The organism is Corynebacterium stationis, assembly GCF_001941345.1.
GTDB lineage: Bacteria > Actinomycetota > Actinomycetes > Mycobacteriales > Mycobacteriaceae > Corynebacterium > Corynebacterium stationis.
The window spans coordinates 963173-979035 of the sequence record NZ_CP009251.1; the positions used below are offsets into that span (position 1 = coordinate 963173).

16 protein-coding genes are annotated in these 15863 nt (G+C 54.1%); 9 read left to right on the top strand and 7 right to left on the bottom strand.

Annotated elements, in window-relative coordinates:
• Window positions 1-111 precede the first annotated feature (111 nt).
• The 3 genes from CSTAT_RS04515 to CSTAT_RS04525 all read left to right on the top strand — a co-directional run bounded on the left by CSTAT_RS04515 (window position 112) and on the right by CSTAT_RS04525 (window position 2935).
• Window positions 112-1212, top strand: coding sequence for a hypothetical protein (locus CSTAT_RS04515; protein ID WP_075722633.1), 1101 nt, complete (start codon window positions 112-114; stop codon window positions 1210-1212).
• A gap of 152 nt (window positions 1213-1364) precedes the next feature.
• Window positions 1365-1931, top strand: coding sequence for a hypothetical protein (locus CSTAT_RS04520; protein ID WP_075722634.1), 567 nt, complete (start codon window positions 1365-1367; stop codon window positions 1929-1931).
• Between the two features lie 77 nt (window positions 1932-2008).
• Window positions 2009-2935 (top strand): AAA family ATPase, encoded by a 927-nt coding sequence (locus CSTAT_RS04525; protein ID WP_244892901.1) that lies wholly within the window; start codon window positions 2009-2011, stop codon window positions 2933-2935.
• On the opposite strand, the gene CSTAT_RS04530 is transcribed toward CSTAT_RS04525, so the two are convergent.
• Window positions 2831-4153 (bottom strand): MFS transporter, encoded by a 1323-nt coding sequence (locus CSTAT_RS04530; protein WP_075722636.1) that lies wholly within the window; start codon window positions 4151-4153, stop codon window positions 2831-2833. The genes CSTAT_RS04525 and CSTAT_RS04530 overlap by 105 nt on opposite strands.
• 38 nt (window positions 4154-4191) lie before the next feature.
• Here CSTAT_RS04530 and thrC point away from each other — a divergent pair, with 38 nt between their 5' ends.
• From thrC to CSTAT_RS04555, 5 genes are read left to right on the top strand one after another with little or no spacing between them, the layout of a single operon-like run.
• Window positions 4192-5646 (top strand): threonine synthase, encoded by a 1455-nt coding sequence (gene thrC / locus CSTAT_RS04535; protein WP_075722637.1) that lies wholly within the window; start codon window positions 4192-4194, stop codon window positions 5644-5646.
• 9 nt (window positions 5647-5655) lie between these two features.
• Window positions 5656-5790, top strand: coding sequence for a cell division protein (locus CSTAT_RS04540; RefSeq protein ID WP_066838079.1), 135 nt, complete (start codon window positions 5656-5658; stop codon window positions 5788-5790).
• Between the two features lie 45 nt (window positions 5791-5835).
• The gene (locus CSTAT_RS04545) at window positions 5836-6789 is read left to right on the top strand and encodes a trypsin-like serine protease (RefSeq protein WP_244892902.1); all 954 of its coding nucleotides are present in this window, start codon (window positions 5836-5838) and stop codon (window positions 6787-6789) included.
• A 3-nt stretch (window positions 6790-6792) separates the two neighbouring features.
• A complete protein-coding gene (locus tag CSTAT_RS04550) occupies window positions 6793-7326 on the top strand; it encodes an NUDIX hydrolase (RefSeq protein ID WP_075722639.1) in 534 nt (177 codons plus the stop codon).
• Between the two features lie 51 nt (window positions 7327-7377).
• On the top strand, window positions 7378-8304 hold the full coding sequence (locus CSTAT_RS04555) for a cation diffusion facilitator family transporter (protein ID WP_075722640.1): 927 nt from the start codon (window positions 7378-7380) through the stop codon (window positions 8302-8304).
• A 10-nt stretch (window positions 8305-8314) separates the two neighbouring features.
• On the opposite strand, the gene CSTAT_RS04560 is transcribed toward CSTAT_RS04555, so the two are convergent.
• Entirely contained in the window at window positions 8315-9823 is a 1509-nt protein-coding gene (locus tag CSTAT_RS04560; protein WP_075722641.1) for an MFS transporter, read from the bottom strand.
• A 146-nt stretch (window positions 9824-9969) separates the two neighbouring features.
• The gene (gene glnA, locus CSTAT_RS04565; protein ID WP_066793081.1) at window positions 9970-11406 is read right to left on the bottom strand and encodes a type I glutamate--ammonia ligase; all 1437 of its coding nucleotides are present in this window, start codon (window positions 11404-11406) and stop codon (window positions 9970-9972) included.
• A 271-nt stretch (window positions 11407-11677) separates the two neighbouring features.
• On the opposite strand from glnA, the gene CSTAT_RS04570 reads away from it, so the two are divergent.
• The gene (locus tag CSTAT_RS04570; RefSeq protein ID WP_075722642.1) at window positions 11678-12148 is read left to right on the top strand and encodes an RDD family protein; all 471 of its coding nucleotides are present in this window, start codon (window positions 11678-11680) and stop codon (window positions 12146-12148) included.
• Window positions 12149-12344: 196 nt separating this feature from the next.
• Here the strand turns inward: CSTAT_RS04570 and CSTAT_RS04575 are convergent, their stop codons facing one another.
• The 4 genes from CSTAT_RS04575 to gcvH all read right to left on the bottom strand — a co-directional run bounded on the left by CSTAT_RS04575 (window position 12345) and on the right by gcvH (window position 15763).
• Entirely contained in the window at window positions 12345-13130 is a 786-nt protein-coding gene (locus CSTAT_RS04575; RefSeq protein WP_075722643.1) for a DUF4191 domain-containing protein, read from the bottom strand.
• 104 nt (window positions 13131-13234) lie between these two features.
• Window positions 13235-14296, bottom strand: a complete 1062-nt coding sequence (gene lipA, locus CSTAT_RS04580) for a lipoyl synthase (protein ID WP_075723798.1) — start codon at window positions 14294-14296, stop codon at window positions 13235-13237.
• 190 nt (window positions 14297-14486) lie between these two features.
• A complete protein-coding gene (gene lipB, locus CSTAT_RS04585; RefSeq protein WP_075722644.1) occupies window positions 14487-15308 on the bottom strand; it encodes a lipoyl(octanoyl) transferase LipB in 822 nt (273 codons plus the stop codon).
• 65 nt (window positions 15309-15373) lie between these two features.
• A complete protein-coding gene (gene gcvH / locus CSTAT_RS04590; RefSeq protein WP_066838103.1) occupies window positions 15374-15763 on the bottom strand; it encodes a glycine cleavage system protein GcvH in 390 nt (129 codons plus the stop codon).
• Window positions 15764-15863: the final 100 nt, after the last annotated feature.

The window sequence follows — 15863 nt, forward strand, 5'->3', positions numbered from 1 at the left end:
TTAAGCTGGGCAGTGAAGACAAAGACACAGCGGCACTGACACAACTGCACAGCATTTTTGAGCATCCGTTTCATTTACGGAGAAATCCCAGCGGAAGGATTACCGAACACCATGGCACTAATCGTTTCCATCGAGTTAAACAATGCCACCTTTGAAGACCTCGCCACCTTAGTATCCACCGCGGGTGCGGCCGGGGCAGATGAATCCACCACCATTGAAATCGATGAGGAGCAGCAGGTGCTGCGCGTAATCATTGAGGACCCCATCGCACCGGATATTGATACCAGCGACCCAACCTTCTTCACTTTCTTCGATAATGACACCGACGATGACGAAGATGAGGATTTTGGTGAAGACTTCGACGATTCACGCAACTTTGAAGGCTTCGAACCAGACTATGGTCGCCATTCAGGAGGGCCGAGGCCTTTTGATTTGTCTACGGCCATCAATGATTTCATCGACAATTTGAAAGATGAATTGCCGTTTGGACCACCGCGGAGAAATAATCCTGGGCGCTACGAAAGCGATTGGAAGAATCCCAACAAGTTTCCACCGGCGGACTTTCTTTACGGACTAGCTGAGGACTACTTCCGCGATTTTGGTTATCGCGGCAAGAACCGTGGTGACTCTCCCGGTGATTCTCGTGGCAATTTCCGTGGGGAAGACCGTGGCGGGCAGCACCGCGATGATCCAATTCAGGATGATTTTTACACCGACGAGCCTCGGTTCGAAGATTTCGCTGGCAAGAAGAATCCCTTTGGCTCAGCAGGCGGAGGCGACTTTAGCGAGCTGCGTAATGCCGGCGAAGGCTTCTTTAAGGGGCTTTCAGATTTCATCAACGAACAAGTTGATCGCCGCACGGAAAACAGCAAAAGCCGCGGCGGCAGGCGCGGGCGCGGGCCAGTAAATGGCTACGGCAGCTTTACAAATCCTGGTGCTTATGACGATCATCCGGAAGGTACCTCACGCGATGATCAAGACACTGAAGAAAAGCTCAAGGACTTTCGTGATTTTCCAGGGCAGGACTTCTCGAGCGAAGATTTCTCTGGGCTTAGCTATCTCAACGAAGACGACATCGATGGCTTGGATGCCGCTGGCGAAAATGAGGGACAGTCGCGCCGCGGCAATGACGGGGAGTACAGCCCGGGGGACGGCAACCGTCGCGATGAAGACAAGCGTGATGAGGGCACCGATGATGAGAATGAAAGCTAAGTCGGCGTTGGCGTAGAGGCAGCTGAGAGTATCATGCAGGCCTAGAACAAGCTGGAGGCGCGGGAGTATACTTACCCTCGCGCCACCAGCGGCGTCTTATACACCTTGTCTTTACTGACAAAATTTCTAGGAAAAGGACAACGGCACCGAGGATGGCTTTTTCTTCCACAGCCCCATCAGGAAGCCCGCGAAACAGCGGCGGGCAAAACAGCCGCACTAACCGTCACATGGTTACGCAGGCGGTATGGCTGTGGCTGGGTGGAGTTATTGTAATTTCCGTAATTCTTTTTGCCATGATGTCTTACTACGCGTCGAACCATTCGGAAGAAGGCACAGTGACGGTCGGCGAGGCAATCGCGGGGACGCAGTCGGCTGCCGATGCTGATTCGGGTGAGACTGAGAAAGAAAACTCCCAACAGTATCCGGGCTACCGCTTGGTCGAACTGGCAGCAGCGCTGGGCCTGCCAAATGGGGCGGCGCCAGAAGGAGCCTTTGAGATGGGCATGAGTCATGATCAAGCCCGGCTTTATTTGATGGAGTTGGTCAACCAAGCTGTGACCAACGGAGTCTTAACCCCGACTGAGGCCGATGGCGTGATGAAGGCATTTGAAGCGGGGCTAGTCAGCGCACCGGTTAATATCACCGGCGATGATGAAGAAGATGACGCTGAGGACACTGACGATGCCAGCTCCTCAAGTAGTGTCGGCAGCAGCCAGTAAGTTCACTATCGAAAAGAGCTAGGTTTATGATCCTGCGGAGTCTGAAATTTTTATCTTCACCCGAGTCGCCGCAGGAGGTGGGAGAGCAGTCTCCCTATTTTGATGCCGCAGCAACTATCCCCGGTGTCCGTCGTGCCCTAGAACGTGAGCAAAGGCGCGGCGCGCAGCATCTGCGGTGGAAATTAGATCAGGTGGTTCCTGCTGACGCTTCAGGTCAGCGCGTGGACTCGCCGTGGGCGTGGAAACTACCACTGATCAAACATATTAAAAGCCGCGGGGGCATGCGCTTTACCCGTCCGGTGACCTTGATTGCCGGCGACAATGGTTCCGGGAAATCGACCTTTTTAGAATCATTAGCTCTGAATCTGGGGTTTAGTGTCATCGGCGGGCGCTTTGGAAACCCCTATGCACCGAAGGCTACGGGTACAGAAGCCGCATTGAGTTGGTATCTGCGCTGCGAGCTGGATGAACCTATTTTGCGTGGGTACTACCTGCGCTCAGAAACACACCAGCAGATGCTCGCAATAGATAGCGTTGCGGAAGAGGTCGCAGGCCGTAATCACTTGGATCCAACGATGGATCTAAGTTCGCGCTCCCATGGTGAGTCCATCTTTGATGTCCTCGGCGAGCACGTCGATGGCAAAGGCTTGTATATGTTGGATGAGCCTGAAGCAGGCCTATCAGCCGTTCGCCAGATGGCGTTGCTCGCAGAGATTGAGCAGGCAGCAGCACGCGGTGGACAATTTATTATTGCCACCCATTCACCGATTTTGTTGGGAGCGCGCCAGGCTCAAATTCTTGAAATCGGGGAGGATAACGTCGGCTATCCCACATGGGAAGAAACCGAAGCTGTGCGCGCGACGAAGGAATTTTTCACCAACCCGCGCGCTGCGTTGGACTTAGTCTTCGGTGACAGTCTCCATCCGGATCTTCCGGGGGCGAGTGCCGCCGCGCGTTATCAAGATGCCGAGGAGACCGATCGTCCACACAACAAGCACAGCTAGCGCGGCGTAGCGGAAATCCCCCCACACAAAGGCAGTGCCGCCGGAGTGCTTATCCAGCATGATGCCGAAGATCTGCGCGGCAATCATGCCGGCGGTAAACCCACCCATATTGGCAAGACCGGTGGCTGTTGCCACGACATTGCGGTCCAAGGTTTCGCGAATCTGGTCGAAACCATAGTTCGAGGATGGCGAGGACAGCGCCATCAGAATCATCATCGCGATGATAACGGCGAGCCCGCGTGGGCTTGGCGAGGAAAAGAACCACAGCCATGCCAGAAGGTGCAGCAGGGAAAGGACAAACGCGGAGATGTCGCGGTGACGGCCTGACAGTGAAGACAAGCGACCGTGGAATGGGCTGACGATGATCATCGCAATGGAGTTAATGGTCAACACTACGCCGGCTTGGGCCGACGAAAAGCCCATGGCTTCGGTCATCATCGGCACGCCCCACATCATGATGAAGACGAGGTTGGCGTGCAGGCCGGCGTAGTGAATGAAAAAGCCTTGCCACGTCGCGCGCGAGCTTAAAGCCAGCTTCATGCGCTGGCCGATGGACAGTGCGGGCTCGTCTTTTTCTACCGATGGTTCGGAGTATACGCCGGCAGATTCAGGCGAGTCCGCCACCGCAATCGCAGCCACGATGGCAATAAGAATGACAACAGAGCCCAAAGAAACAAAGGCAATGGTCCAGCCAGTAGCGTGCAGTAGCCACAAAAATGGCACGGCAGATAAGAATTGGCCCAGCTGGCCAAAGGCTGCTGTTACGGCCGTAAACATCGGGGTGCGATGCAGAGGGAACCAAAATGGCAACAGCCGCATAACCGACAGGAAGGCGGTCGCGTCACCGGCACCGATGAGCACACGCGCGCCGATAGCAACACCATAAGAGGTAGTTAGGCCCAGGATTAGCTGGCCGATGCCCATGATGATGGCGCCGATGACTAGGAGTCTGCGCGGGCCGAAGCGGTCGATTAATATTCCTGTCGGAACTTGGGCGAGCGCATAAGTACCAATCTGAATTGAGGCAAATACCGCGATGCGGGAGGCATCGACATCGAAACGCGCAATAGCTTCAACACCTGCAACACCGAAGGATGTACGGCCAAAAATAGCGCCAACATACACAGTTAGCGCGGCAATCCAAACGGTTAAAGCTTTAGTCGTTACTACTTCACGAGGGTTGGGGCGGGGATCTTTCTCAAATTCAGGGGTAGACACGTGTGGTAAGTGTACTCCGAGTAAGTAAGGTAAGGAACGTGGACTACATTTCAACGCGCGATAGCACAGCGACCCCAGCGAAGTTTACTGATATCCTGCTCGGCGGATTGGCCCCTGACGGAGGCCTGTACCTACCCACCGAGTACCCACAACTTGATGCCAAGACCCTGGAATCTTGGCGCGAGTTGGTCACAAGCGATGATGAAGCTGGCTACGGCAAGCTAGCTGCCGAGGTACTGAAGCTTTTCATTGATGATATTCCGGCAAAGGACATCGAAGCGATTGCTGCCCGGGCTTATACACACCCGAAATTTAGCTCGCAGGAGATTGTTCCTGTTACCGATCTCGGTGATTCCTTGCTGATTGGTCACCTCTCGGAGGGACCGACCGCAGCGTTTAAAGATATGGCGATGCAGCTTCTCGGTGAGCTTTTTGAATATGAGCTCGCACGCCGTGAAGCTACTTTGAATATCTTGGGCGCAACCTCTGGTGATACCGGTTCTTCGGCGGAGTACGCCATGCGTGGACGCAAGGGCATTCGCGTATTCATGTTGACCCCTGCGGGCCGCATGACTGCTTTCCAGCAGGCCCAGATGTTTGGTCTGGATGACCCTAATATTTTCAACATTGCTCTCGACGGTGTCTTTGATGACTGCCAGGACGTGGTCAAGGCCGTATCTTCTGATGCGCAGTTTAAGGCCGAGCACCGCATTGGTGCGGTCAACTCCATTAACTGGGCACGTTTGATGGCGCAGATCGTCTACTACATCAACTGCTGGCTAAAGGTCACCGAGTCTAATGAGCAGAAGGTGTCCTTCTCCGTTCCAACCGGTAACTTCGGCGATATCTGCGCAGGCCACATTGCGCGCCAGATGGGCCTGCCTATTGACCGTCTGATTGTGGCAACCAATGAAAATAACGTGCTTGATGAATTCTTCCGCACGGGCAACTACCGTCCGCGTCCAGCAGAAGAAACCTTGGCGACGTCTTCGCCATCGATGGATATCTCCCGTGCCTCGAACTTTGAGCGCTTTGTCTTTGACCTCGTCGGCCGCGACGCGGAGAAGGTCGCAGATCTCTTTGGCACCAAGGTCAAAGAAGGCGGCTTTGTCCTTGATACAGAGCTCATCGACAAGGCACGAGAAGAATTCGGTTTCGTTTCTGCTACCTCAGTGCACGCGGACCGTTTGTCCACCATCAAGGACGTGCAGGAGCGCTACAACTACCTGGTGGATCCACACACGGCGGATGGTGTGAAAGCAGCCCTCGATACCCAGGCAGAGCACAATATTGAAACGCCAATTATCGTTCTGGAAACTGCACTGCCGGTGAAGTTTGCACAAACCATCGAAGAAGCCATCGGTGAGGTGCCGCAGACGCCAGAGCGTTTTGCGCACATCATGGATGCAGACCGCTTTGTTACCGACTTGCCTAATGATGTTGGTGCGGTCAAAGACTTTATCACCAGTTCCATTAAGTCTACCGAGGTATAGGAGTATCCCATGGGCCAAGAGCAATCATTGCCGGAGGACTATAACACCGAGTTCGATCCGGAAGCTTTTCTGCAAAAGCTCAAAGAGCAAGCAGCAGCAGAAAAGGCCGGCGAGCAAGAACCAGATAGCGATGAGGGCAAATAAAGCACAAGGTGCCCAAGGGGATAAGCCCCGAGTACTATGAGCTGTGTGATACGGCGCCGAGCATTAAAAGCACTGCAGATTTTCGCAGTTGCTCTAACTAGCCTGCTCATAGCAGCAGGGCTAGTGGCATGCTCGGCGCCGTTTGCTGATCCCATCCAACCGCCCGCTGATGTTGCCACCAATGACACAGGCGAAGAGAACACGGAAGATTCACCGGTTGCAGACGCTGCCAGCGAAGAAGAGCTGCAGGTGCCAAGAGAGCCAATAGAGCTTGCCGATGCCACCCTGACCCCTGAATATTCCCCACTTGCCCCAGGAACCGCAATCGATATTTCTGCGGGCTATCCGCAGCCGGGGCAGTATTTTAACTTCAGTTATTGCACCGTGGCTTATTCTTTCAGCACCGAGGACGGCCGTTCCTTTGCGGTTACGGCCTCACACTGTGGTCAAAAAGGAAACTTGGTGTGGGCAGGAACTCCAGATAATACCTTCGGCTACCCAGCGGAGCCCATCGGGACTTTTATCTACTCCAGCTTGTATTCAGAGAGCGCGAAAAACCTTGATATAGGGTTGATTGAGCTCAACGGGAATCTCGCTAATATCTATGCGCCTCAAGAGATGGATACCCATATCGCTGGCAGGTTAGAAGCGCTCCCAGACTATGTGTGCAAGATGGGGAGGATGACCTATCAAACCTGCGGAGATTTAACCCATCAATCCGCGTCTTCAATTTTGCGCTATGGCGAAGAAGAGATTTCTTCCACCGCCGCACGTGCTGCGGTATGCGCGCGCAATGGGGATTCCGGCGGGCCGGTTTACGCGATGGTGGAGGGCCAAGACATTATCGTAGGGCTTGTCTCTGGAACCACGGTGCATATGGAAGAGGGACAAACCTGTGCGGATGTAGGGGAGATGGAGCTGTCTTTTGTCTCTATCCTGGATATCCACGCAGTGCTTGACCAACTACTCGATTCCCCTATGCAGCTGGCTACACTGTAGGACATGTCTACTCCTGAATACATCCTCAATCTGCGCAAGAACATTGGCCACCAACAGCTCTTCTTGCCGTCCTGCACCATGATTATACTGCGCCCGGCTCCCGCCGGCGCTTCCATCTGGGAAGTACCCAAGGCGCTGCTGGCGCGCCGGGCTGACAATGGCAATTGGGCTCCAGTGACTGGTATTTGCGAACCCGGCGAAGAGGTCGCGATAACGGCTGTGCGCGAGGTCAAGGAAGAAGTCGGCGTAGATGCCAAGGTCGAAGCACTCCTCGGCGTCGGCCTGGTGGGACCTACAACTTTTGATAATGGCGATGAGTGCTTGTTCATGGATACTTCCATGCGCCTTTCGGTTCCTGACGATGCCGAGCCTTTTCTAGCCGATGATGAAAATAGTGAGGTGGATTGGTTTTCCGTCGCGCACCTACCAGATAGCGTTAACCGCCAGCACCGTTTGTTAATTGCGGATGCAGTCGCGCAGATGAAACACCCCGCTGGTTTCCGTCCGCGCATGGGGTATCGCAAGCGCAACGCTTAAAAGGCCTGCTAGCTATCGACTTGTTTTCAATAACGGGATACTATTGAAAATATGTCTACTGGGCACTCTTCTCATCACGACCATGGTCATGGCCACGGACACGGTCATGACCATAGTTTTGTTAACACTCCGCTGAAGGCTTTGACCATCGCATCGGTGGTCACTGGCGTGATTTTCTTCGCGGAATTAATCGGTGGTTTGATATCAGGCTCGCTGGCCTTGCTATCTGATGCCATGCATATGCTCTCCGATGCCGCCGGGCTCATCATCGCGCTAATAGCCGCGCTGATTGGAAGCAAGGAAGCATCGTCACGCGCAACCTATGGCTATCGGCGCGTGGAGGTGCTCGCGGCGCTCTTTAATGCCATCGCCGTGACCCTCGTGGTCATTTTCATCATCGTTCAAGCAATTCGCCGCTTGGGCAGTGATTATGAAATTGACACCGGCATGATGCTGGTCGTGGCATTTATTGGCCTTGTAGCCAATGCGATTTCCGCCTGGGTTCTTTCTTCCCAGCAAGAGCACAGCCTGAATGTTAAAGGTGCATTCTTACACGTGCTGGCAGACCTATTAGGTTCAGTGGCAGTGATTATCGCCGGCCTGATTATCCGCTTTACCGGCTTTACTTTTGCCGACACCATTGCTTCTTTGGCCATTGTCGCTTTTGTTCTGCCACGCGCCTTGGGGCTGTTGTGGAAGACCATCGAGGTCTTACTAGAGCGCGTACCGCGCGACTTGGACCTGCATGAGATTGAAGCTGCTTTGCAAAAGTTGCCCAGCGTGATGATGGTGCATGACTTGCATGTGTGGACCACCGACGGGGTAGAAGCCCTTGCCACCGCGCACCTGGTGGTGGCCCAACACGACTATCAAATCCTGGACCAGGCGCAAGCTACGCTGCGAGAATTCGGCATTGAACATTCCACCATCCAACTAGAACCCGAAGACCACATTCAGCACGAAGACTTCTGTGATTAGCGCGGGCTAATTAAGCGGTGGCTTTCTTCTTAGACTGGTGAAGGTCGAGGAAGCCAAATGCTAGTGAAATAACGCAGACGGTGGTAATCATGGCAAAGCCAACCATGATGGCGTGTGGCCATGCTGCTGAGGTCCCGCGCAGCGTGGCAAAGGCCGCTGCAGTGACCACAGCTAGACCAATCGCTGTACCGATGCGCTGACCCGTTTGCAGCACAGCGCCGGACGAGCCGGCATATTCCTGCGGCACGCTTGCCAGCGACAGCGTTTGGTTGGGGGAGATGACCGAGCCTTGCCCCGCACCAGCGAAGGAAAGAGTGAGCACTAGCCACCATTCAGAGATATCCCACTGGGTAGTTGCCCAGATGAGGATGATTGAAGAGATGAGGCCGAAAATAGCAACGAACATGCCGCCGATGACCACCTTGCGCCCATGTTTAGAGACCAAGCGGCCCGCCACCGTGGATGAGACTGAGTTCAACAACGCTGAAGGAATACCCACGCAGCCGGCAATGAGCGCCGAATAGCCCAGCCCGTTTTGGAAGTACAAGGCCACCAGCACCCAAATGCTGGTAGCGCCCATAAACCACAGCGTCGCGATAATCGTGCCGTTGCGAAAGCTTGAAGCACGGAAGATCTTCAGATCCACCATCGGTTGATTACCCCGTGCGCGGTGGCGACGTTCCCACGCAACCCAGAAGGCAGTAAAGAGTACTCCCAGCGGCAGCAGCGCCCAGCTCCAATTAGAACCGGTGGATTCTACGAATGGGAACAGGACCATGAATACCGCAAGGCCCAAAAGCAATGCGCCAATCGGGTCAAGGGATTTTAGCGCGTTCCACGTGCCGACCTTCTTGCCCGTGCGCATGTCACGCACGCGTGAGAGCAGCGGCCGTGGGAACCACATAAACGCCAAGGCAATGGCCAACATGCCGATGGGGACATTGACCAGCATGGTCAAGCGCCAACCCAGATCAGCCCCGCCTAGTTGGATGAGAAAGCCACCAAAGACTGGACCAATTGCCACGGCAACGCCCACGGTGGCACCGAAGTAACCAAAGGCGCGGCCACGTTCTGGGCCTAGGAAGTATTGCTGAATCATGCCCACACCCTGTGGGTTTAAAAGCCCCGCGCCCACGCCTTGGACAAAGCGCGCAACGTTCAGTGCTTCTGCTGAAGGCGCAAAACCCGCCATGACTGAGGCCAGCGTGTAGACGGTCACACCGATGATAAATATCCCGCCGCGGCCGACCAAGTCACCAGCGCGGCCAGCAGCTACCAGCACCACGCCGAAGGTCAGCGCATAGCCAGAAAGTACCCATTGCACATCTGAATCAGAAGCATCAAGCCCCGCCTGAATAGAAGGCAGGGCAACGTTCACGATAGAAACGCTAATCAACGACATGAATACCGCGACAAGCAGGATGAGCAGGATACGCCAGCGAGCCGGGTCTTTACCGGCCGGATATTCAGTGGTGTTTGCTTCCGATGTCGAGGTATGTGGGGGTCGTGCTTGCGTCATTCTTTACACCCTACTCCAAATCTTTGTTTAAGGGGAAGGGGAGAAAAGCGTCATATCCTGCATTTTTGCGCAGTGCAATTGATTAGCCGAAGGGAAGCCCGCGTACCAACATAATGCGGTACGCGGGCTACAAGATATCTTTCGGACTAGCAGTCGAAGTACATCTCGAATTCTAGTGGGGTTGGACGCAGACGAGTTGGCTCAATCTCGTTTTCGTACTTGAACTTGATGTAGGTATCAATCAAGTCCTCGGTAAAGACATCGCCCTCGGTAAGAAAGTCATTGTCTTCAGAAAGTGCCTGTAGGGAAGCTTCCAAGGAAGTAGGTGCCTGTGGGATGGAAGCTGCCTCTTCTGGTGGCAACTCGTACAGGTCCTTATCAACAGGCGCATGTGGCTCGATGCGGTTCTTGATGCCGTCGATACCAGCCATCATCATGGCAGCAAAGCCCAAGTATGGGTTGCCTGATGGGTCCGGAGCGCGGAACTCAATGCGCTTAGCCTTTGGGTTAGAACCAGTAATTGGGATACGTACCGCAGCGGAACGGTTGCGCTGAGAGTAGACCAAGTTGATTGGTGCCTCAAAGCCCTTGACCAGGCGGTGGTAAGAGTTCAAAGTCGGGTTGGAGAACGCCAAGACCGCACCGGCGTGGTGCAACAGGCCGCCGATGTAGTAGCGCGCGATATCGGACAGTCCTGCGTAGCCAGCTTCATCGTGGAAGAGTGGCTTGCCGTCCTTCCACAAAGACTGGTGCGCGTGCATACCGGAGCCATTGTCACCTGCAAGTGGCTTGGGCATAAAGGTTGCGGTCTTGTTGAAAGCTACCGCGGTGTTTTTGATGACGTACTTGAAAGTCTGGATGTCATCGGCCGCATGCAGCATGGTGTTGAAGCGGTAGTTGATTTCCTGCTGCCCGCCGGAGCCGACCTCGCGGTGGAAGCGCTCAATCTGGAAGCCGACTTCTTGCAAAGCACCGACCATGGCATCGCGAACTTCAACGGTCTGGTCATATGGAGGGGTAGGGAAGTAGCCGCCCTTTTCGCGGTTCTTGTAACCGAAGTTTGGGGTGCCATCAAGGTTCGTGTCCTTACCGCGGTTCCACCAACCCTCGTTGGAATCAACGTGGTAGAAAGCTTGGTGTGCATCCGCCTGGTACTTGACTGAGTCGAAGAGGTAGAACTCTGCTTCGGCACCGAACTGACAGGTATCGGCGATACCGGTGGAGATCAAGTACTCCTCAGCCTTGCGCGCAACGTTACGAGGGTCGCGGGAGAAAGGCTCATGGGTGAAAGGATCATGTACAAAGCACTTAATGTTCAGGGTCTTTTCCGTACGGAAAGGATCGATGTGTGCCGAGTTAGGATCCGGGAACAAGGTCATGTCAGATTCATCGATGGTGGTAAAACCATCAATGGAAGAGCCATCAAAAGCCATTCCTTCTTCAGCGGCGTCCTCATCGAACTCGGAAGCAGGGATGCTGAAGTGATGTTCTTTGCCTGGGACGTCGGTAAAGCGGATGTCAACAAATTTTACGTCTTCATCAGCGATAAACTTCACAATCTCCGAGACGCTGGAAAATGCCATGGTTGCTCCTAAAAGGGTTATTTGTGCGGTAATTTCTACCTCACAAGTCTACGCGCGTCACCGAGTAGACCGTGATAAAACGTGCGCATTATTGCTTAAGTACAATGTCTATGGGTCATTTTAGCGGATTATCTATCACACACTAGAATTTAGCCCTGTCGCCGGCAGAAAATATGCGGATTTTTTGGTGCTGCCCTGGCAAAAGTGGGCTACATCATGTCTGGTGCGAGCAGACTTTCAACTCTTGGCATCGCCACGTAGATTAGTGGCTATGGCGAATAATAAGACGTGGTTGGATGGGCCTAATATCCCAGGTGAGAATGACTTTGACACAGTAGGGCGCTATCCAGGTGAAAACCTTGGACTGCCAGAATCAGGCTCGGGTGCATTGGCCTCGGTGTCCCGACGTGCAGGCGGAGTGTTCATTGACTGGATATTGTGCCTTCTCATCGCCAGTGTTCTTACAAAGTTCACACATATATTAGGCGGAGTATCCACCGCGACCTTCATTTTGTGGATCCTGATGGGCATTGTCTGCGGCATCCTATTTGCCCGTACCCCCGGCATGGCTATGCTGGGCATGGGCGTTGCGCGTATCGATGTTCCAGGAACCACCGTCGGGATTTGGCGCGGCGTTGTGCGCACGCTACTGACCGCGTGCCTATTCCCAGCAGCCATGGTGGACTCCGATGGCCGCGGAATTCACGACCGCGCGACTGGCACCGTCGTTATTCGCGATTAAGCACTGCCCACAGGCCAACGCTTAATCGGCAGGACAAACCGGGCAAGGCAAAAGCATCCCGCTTCACACACTGTGGCTTAGAAACTTCCTTGTGGAAGTTTTGCACAAGGTCTTTAGTGTGAAGCGGGATGCTTTTAAAGTTTTAAGTGCAGCTACCTGCTGGTTAGCTAACTAACCAGCATTACTCTAACCGGTATTACTTGCCTTTGCGCTCTTGAGCGCGACGCATACGACGGTTCATACCGGCCATATTCTGCGCCTGGCGGGGCATCGGACCCTTCGGCATACCTGCGACCTGTCCAGGAGTAGCGTCCATAGCCTCAATTTTGCGGGCTACAGCGTAAACCTCATTTTTGTTGTAGTTACGAGGAAGACGAATCAAGTGGTTGCGTAGCTTGCCCACTGGAACTTCATCTTCGCCGTCGCCAACGTAGACCTCATAGATAGGAACGCCGCCAGCGAGTTTATCGACGCGACGCTTGAGCTGAGTCATCGTAGGCTTGAGACGGTTCTTGTTGCCCTCAGCAACAAGGACCACGCCAGGGTTACCAATAACGCGGTGGATGATGTCCTGCTGGCGGGTCATCGCAATACCTTGCTCGACCTTCCATGCCATACCCACGGAATTCTTCAGCTGATTATCCAGAGCCCAACCGGCGACACCAGGCTGATCTTCGACGCGCTTGTACATATCGCGTTCCAAGCGGCGAGTAAAAATAATCATGGCGATAAGGAAGCCAACGCCTAGGCCCAAAATCAACATGAACCACTGGCCGTTGAATAACAGACCAATTAGGAAAAACAGCAAGCCCATGCCCAAGATGGACAGCAACATCAGCGGGATAAGTGCCTTATCCTGCTTGCGCTGCATCTGGAAGGCTTGCCACATTTGACCGCGGGTTTCCTTGCGCTTAGCGCGCTTTGCCACGCGCTCTTCCTTCTTTGCAGCCTTCACCGCTGCTTTATCTTGACCTTGTGCCATAGTTCCTACTTTAGGGTGGTGGAGGGTGGAAAACAAAAAATCTGCGGCGACCAACCACCCATTCTATAAACAGGCGGCGAACACCGCAGATCTTCTTCTATTGCTTAGCGGATGCTAGCAGTAAATTTATCTGCACCCACTGGGGTCTTTGCCATGCGGGAAGTAACTGGCGTTTCCTCGGAAGGGCCGTACTTCTTCAGCAGAGACGATGCTTCCTGAGCGGTTGCGCCATCAGAAGTTTCTTCCAGGTGCTTGAGATTTTCTGGCAGCTCCCAGCCACGTGCCTTCATCGCCTGGGTGTAGAGCTTGCCCGCGCGGTAAGAAGAACGAACCAAAGGACCAGACATAACGGTAAAGCCCAATTCCTTGGCGTACTCGGAGTGCGCAATGAACTCCTCAGGGCGAACCCAACGCTCAATTGGGTGGAAACGAGGACCAGGACGCAGGTACTGCGTAATGGTGATGATGTCAGTGCCTACGGAGCGCATATCGCGCAGAGCTTCCTGAATCTCTTCCTCAGTCTCACCCATGCCCAAGATCAGGTTGGACTTGGTGATCAGACCGAAGTCGTGTGCCTGCTGCAAAACATCCAAAGAACGCTCATAACGGAATGCCGGGCGGATACGCTTGAAAATACGAGGAACGGTTTCCAAGTTGTGAGCGAAGACCTCAGGGCGAGCCTCAAAGACTTCCTGCAGCAAGTCTGGCTTGCCGGAGAAGTCAGGGGTGAGGTTTTCTACACCCGTGTGAGGGTTCTTCTCGTGGATCTTGCGAACCACTTCAGCATAAAGCCATGCCCCCTCATCTGGAAGGTCATCACGGGTAACACCGGTGATGGTGGCGTAGTTCAGATTCATCTCTTGGATGTTTTCTGCAACGCGACGCGGCTCATCGGTGTCGAGTGCCTGCGGCTTACCAGTGGCAATATCGCAGAAGTCACAACGGCGAGTACAACGGTCACCGCCGATAAGGAAGGTGGCTTCTCGGGACTCCCAGCATTCGTGGATATTAGGACAACCCGCCTCCTGGCAGACAGTGTGCAGGCCAGCGCCAGCAACACGCTTTTTCATGTCCTCATAGCCAGGGCCGGTGCGGACCTGGTTGCGGATCCACCTCGGCTTCTGCTCAATGGGTGACTCCGCATTCTTCTTTTCAATGCGGAGCATCTTGCGTCCTTCAGGCATAATAGTCACAAATTCCACCCTACGTGTTGTGTGATTTTAAATTCAACTAATTATGATACTGACCTCGTATTTTTGACCCCTTGATGGGTGCGCTTAAGGCCTTAATTCTTTCAATCCCACCGGTTGCTGAAATATTCCGAAAACGGACATCGCTACCCGAATAGGGGCAGACTTAAGAACCAGCGTGATCAGCCAAGGAAGACTGCGCGCGTGCTTGGCGCGCTTTCTCATTAGCTAGTTTGATGGGGTCTGCGGCAGAGGCGAAAGTGTGGTCGGCGACGACCATGCGGCCGGCCAAGGCATCGTCAAGCGCAATGAGCAAGGGCTCAACCGCATCATCTACGGTGACATCGCGGCCCAACTCTAGTGCCAGGGTGGTGATATCGGCATCATCAATACCGCAGGCAATAATGTGCTCATAGTAGTCCAAGATATTGTCGCAATTGAGCGCCAGACCATGCATGGTAACCCCACGCGTAATGCGGATGCCTAAGGCCGCAATCTTGCGGTCTCGGTGCGATGCTGCCGGGTCTTTCGCAGCGGTAGTCGATGGCACCCACACGCCTGAGCGACCATCGATACGCCCAGCAGTTGTTACCCCCATTTCCCGAACGGTATGAATAACAGCTTCTTCCAGACGGCGGACATAATCGACGACATCGACAGGCTCTGCCAACTTGATAATCGGGTAGACCACCAACTGGCCCTCGCCGTGCCAGGTAATCCGGCCGCCACGATCAACATTGATAACCGGAAGACCGTTGGTGGGCATATCTTCGGGCTGCGTGCGCTTGCCCGCCGTATACACAGCGGGGTGCTCAACGACCAGCAACGTGTCTGCAACTTCGTCACGTGCGCGCTGCGCTGCGACTTCTGCTTGATAGCCCCAGGCTTCTTGATAATCCATACGACCTAAACGTCTCACCTCTACCGGGGCAGTAGAAGCGCGAATAGAACGATCAGCGGGGAAAAACGGGTCACGCGGAGCAGTCATGTTTTCCCAGTGTAGTACTTGGGGCAAACTGCTCCGCGCTTAAAGGTGCGAAAAGTAAAAAAGGCTTAGATGCCGTTTTCTGCCGCGTATTCATCAGCGGTCATAACCTCGCCGAGTTCTTCAACCTCGACCTCAAACAGCCAACCTTCACCGAAAGGATCATTGTTGATGATTTCATAATCATCATGCACTGCCTCGTTCACAGCGGTCACGGTACCGGTGACAGGGCTGTACAGGTCAGAAACGGACTTGGTGGATTCAACCTCACCACAGGTTTCACCTGCAGTGACGCTATCGCCAACTGCTGGAAGCTCAGCGAAGACAACCTCACCAAGACGGTCTGCGGCAACAGAAGTGATGCCGATGCGAACAGTTTTGCCAACGATTGCGTCCTGAGCGGCGTTAATCCACTCGTGGTCTTCGGAGTAAGTAAATTCTGCAGGTAGGTTAGCCATAGGAACTATCCTTTCATTGACGTGCCTGATCCGCCGGGAATGCAGCGAATAGGTGCATGGGTTGAAGTATCGCTTTCACTTTAGCGCAGCGAAGCACTTT

Bases quoted from the DNA above. Each gene is read 5' to 3' on its own strand.
- CSTAT_RS04575 (WP_075722643.1), bottom strand. From the start codon at position 13,130: ATGGCACAAGGTCAAGATAAAGCAGCGGTGAAGGCTGCAAAGAAGGAA.
- CSTAT_RS04520 (WP_075722634.1), top strand. From the start codon at position 1,365: ATGGCTTTTTCTTCCACAGCCCCATCAGGAAGCCCGCGAAACAGCGGC.
- glnA (WP_066793081.1), bottom strand. From the start codon at position 11,406: ATGGCATTTTCCAGCGTCTCGGAGATTGTGAAGTTTATCGCTGATGAA.
- gcvH (WP_066838103.1), bottom strand. From the start codon at position 15,763: ATGGCTAACCTACCTGCAGAATTTACTTACTCCGAAGACCACGAGTGG.
- CSTAT_RS04515 (WP_075722633.1), top strand. From the start codon at position 112: ATGGCACTAATCGTTTCCATCGAGTTAAACAATGCCACCTTTGAAGAC.
- lipA (WP_075723798.1), bottom strand. From the start codon at position 14,296: ATGCTCCGCATTGAAAAGAAGAATGCGGAGTCACCCATTGAGCAGAAG.
- lipB (WP_075722644.1), bottom strand. From the start codon at position 15,308: ATGACTGCTCCGCGTGACCCGTTTTTCCCCGCTGATCGTTCTATTCGC.
- CSTAT_RS04550 (WP_075722639.1), top strand. From the start codon at position 6,793: ATGTCTACTCCTGAATACATCCTCAATCTGCGCAAGAACATTGGCCAC.
- CSTAT_RS04560 (WP_075722641.1), bottom strand. From the start codon at position 9,823: ATGACGCAAGCACGACCCCCACATACCTCGACATCGGAAGCAAACACC.
- CSTAT_RS04540 (WP_066838079.1), top strand. From the start codon at position 5,656: ATGGGCCAAGAGCAATCATTGCCGGAGGACTATAACACCGAGTTCGAT.
- CSTAT_RS04570 (WP_075722642.1), top strand. From the start codon at position 11,678: ATGGCGAATAATAAGACGTGGTTGGATGGGCCTAATATCCCAGGTGAG.
- CSTAT_RS04555 (WP_075722640.1), top strand. From the start codon at position 7,378: ATGTCTACTGGGCACTCTTCTCATCACGACCATGGTCATGGCCACGGA.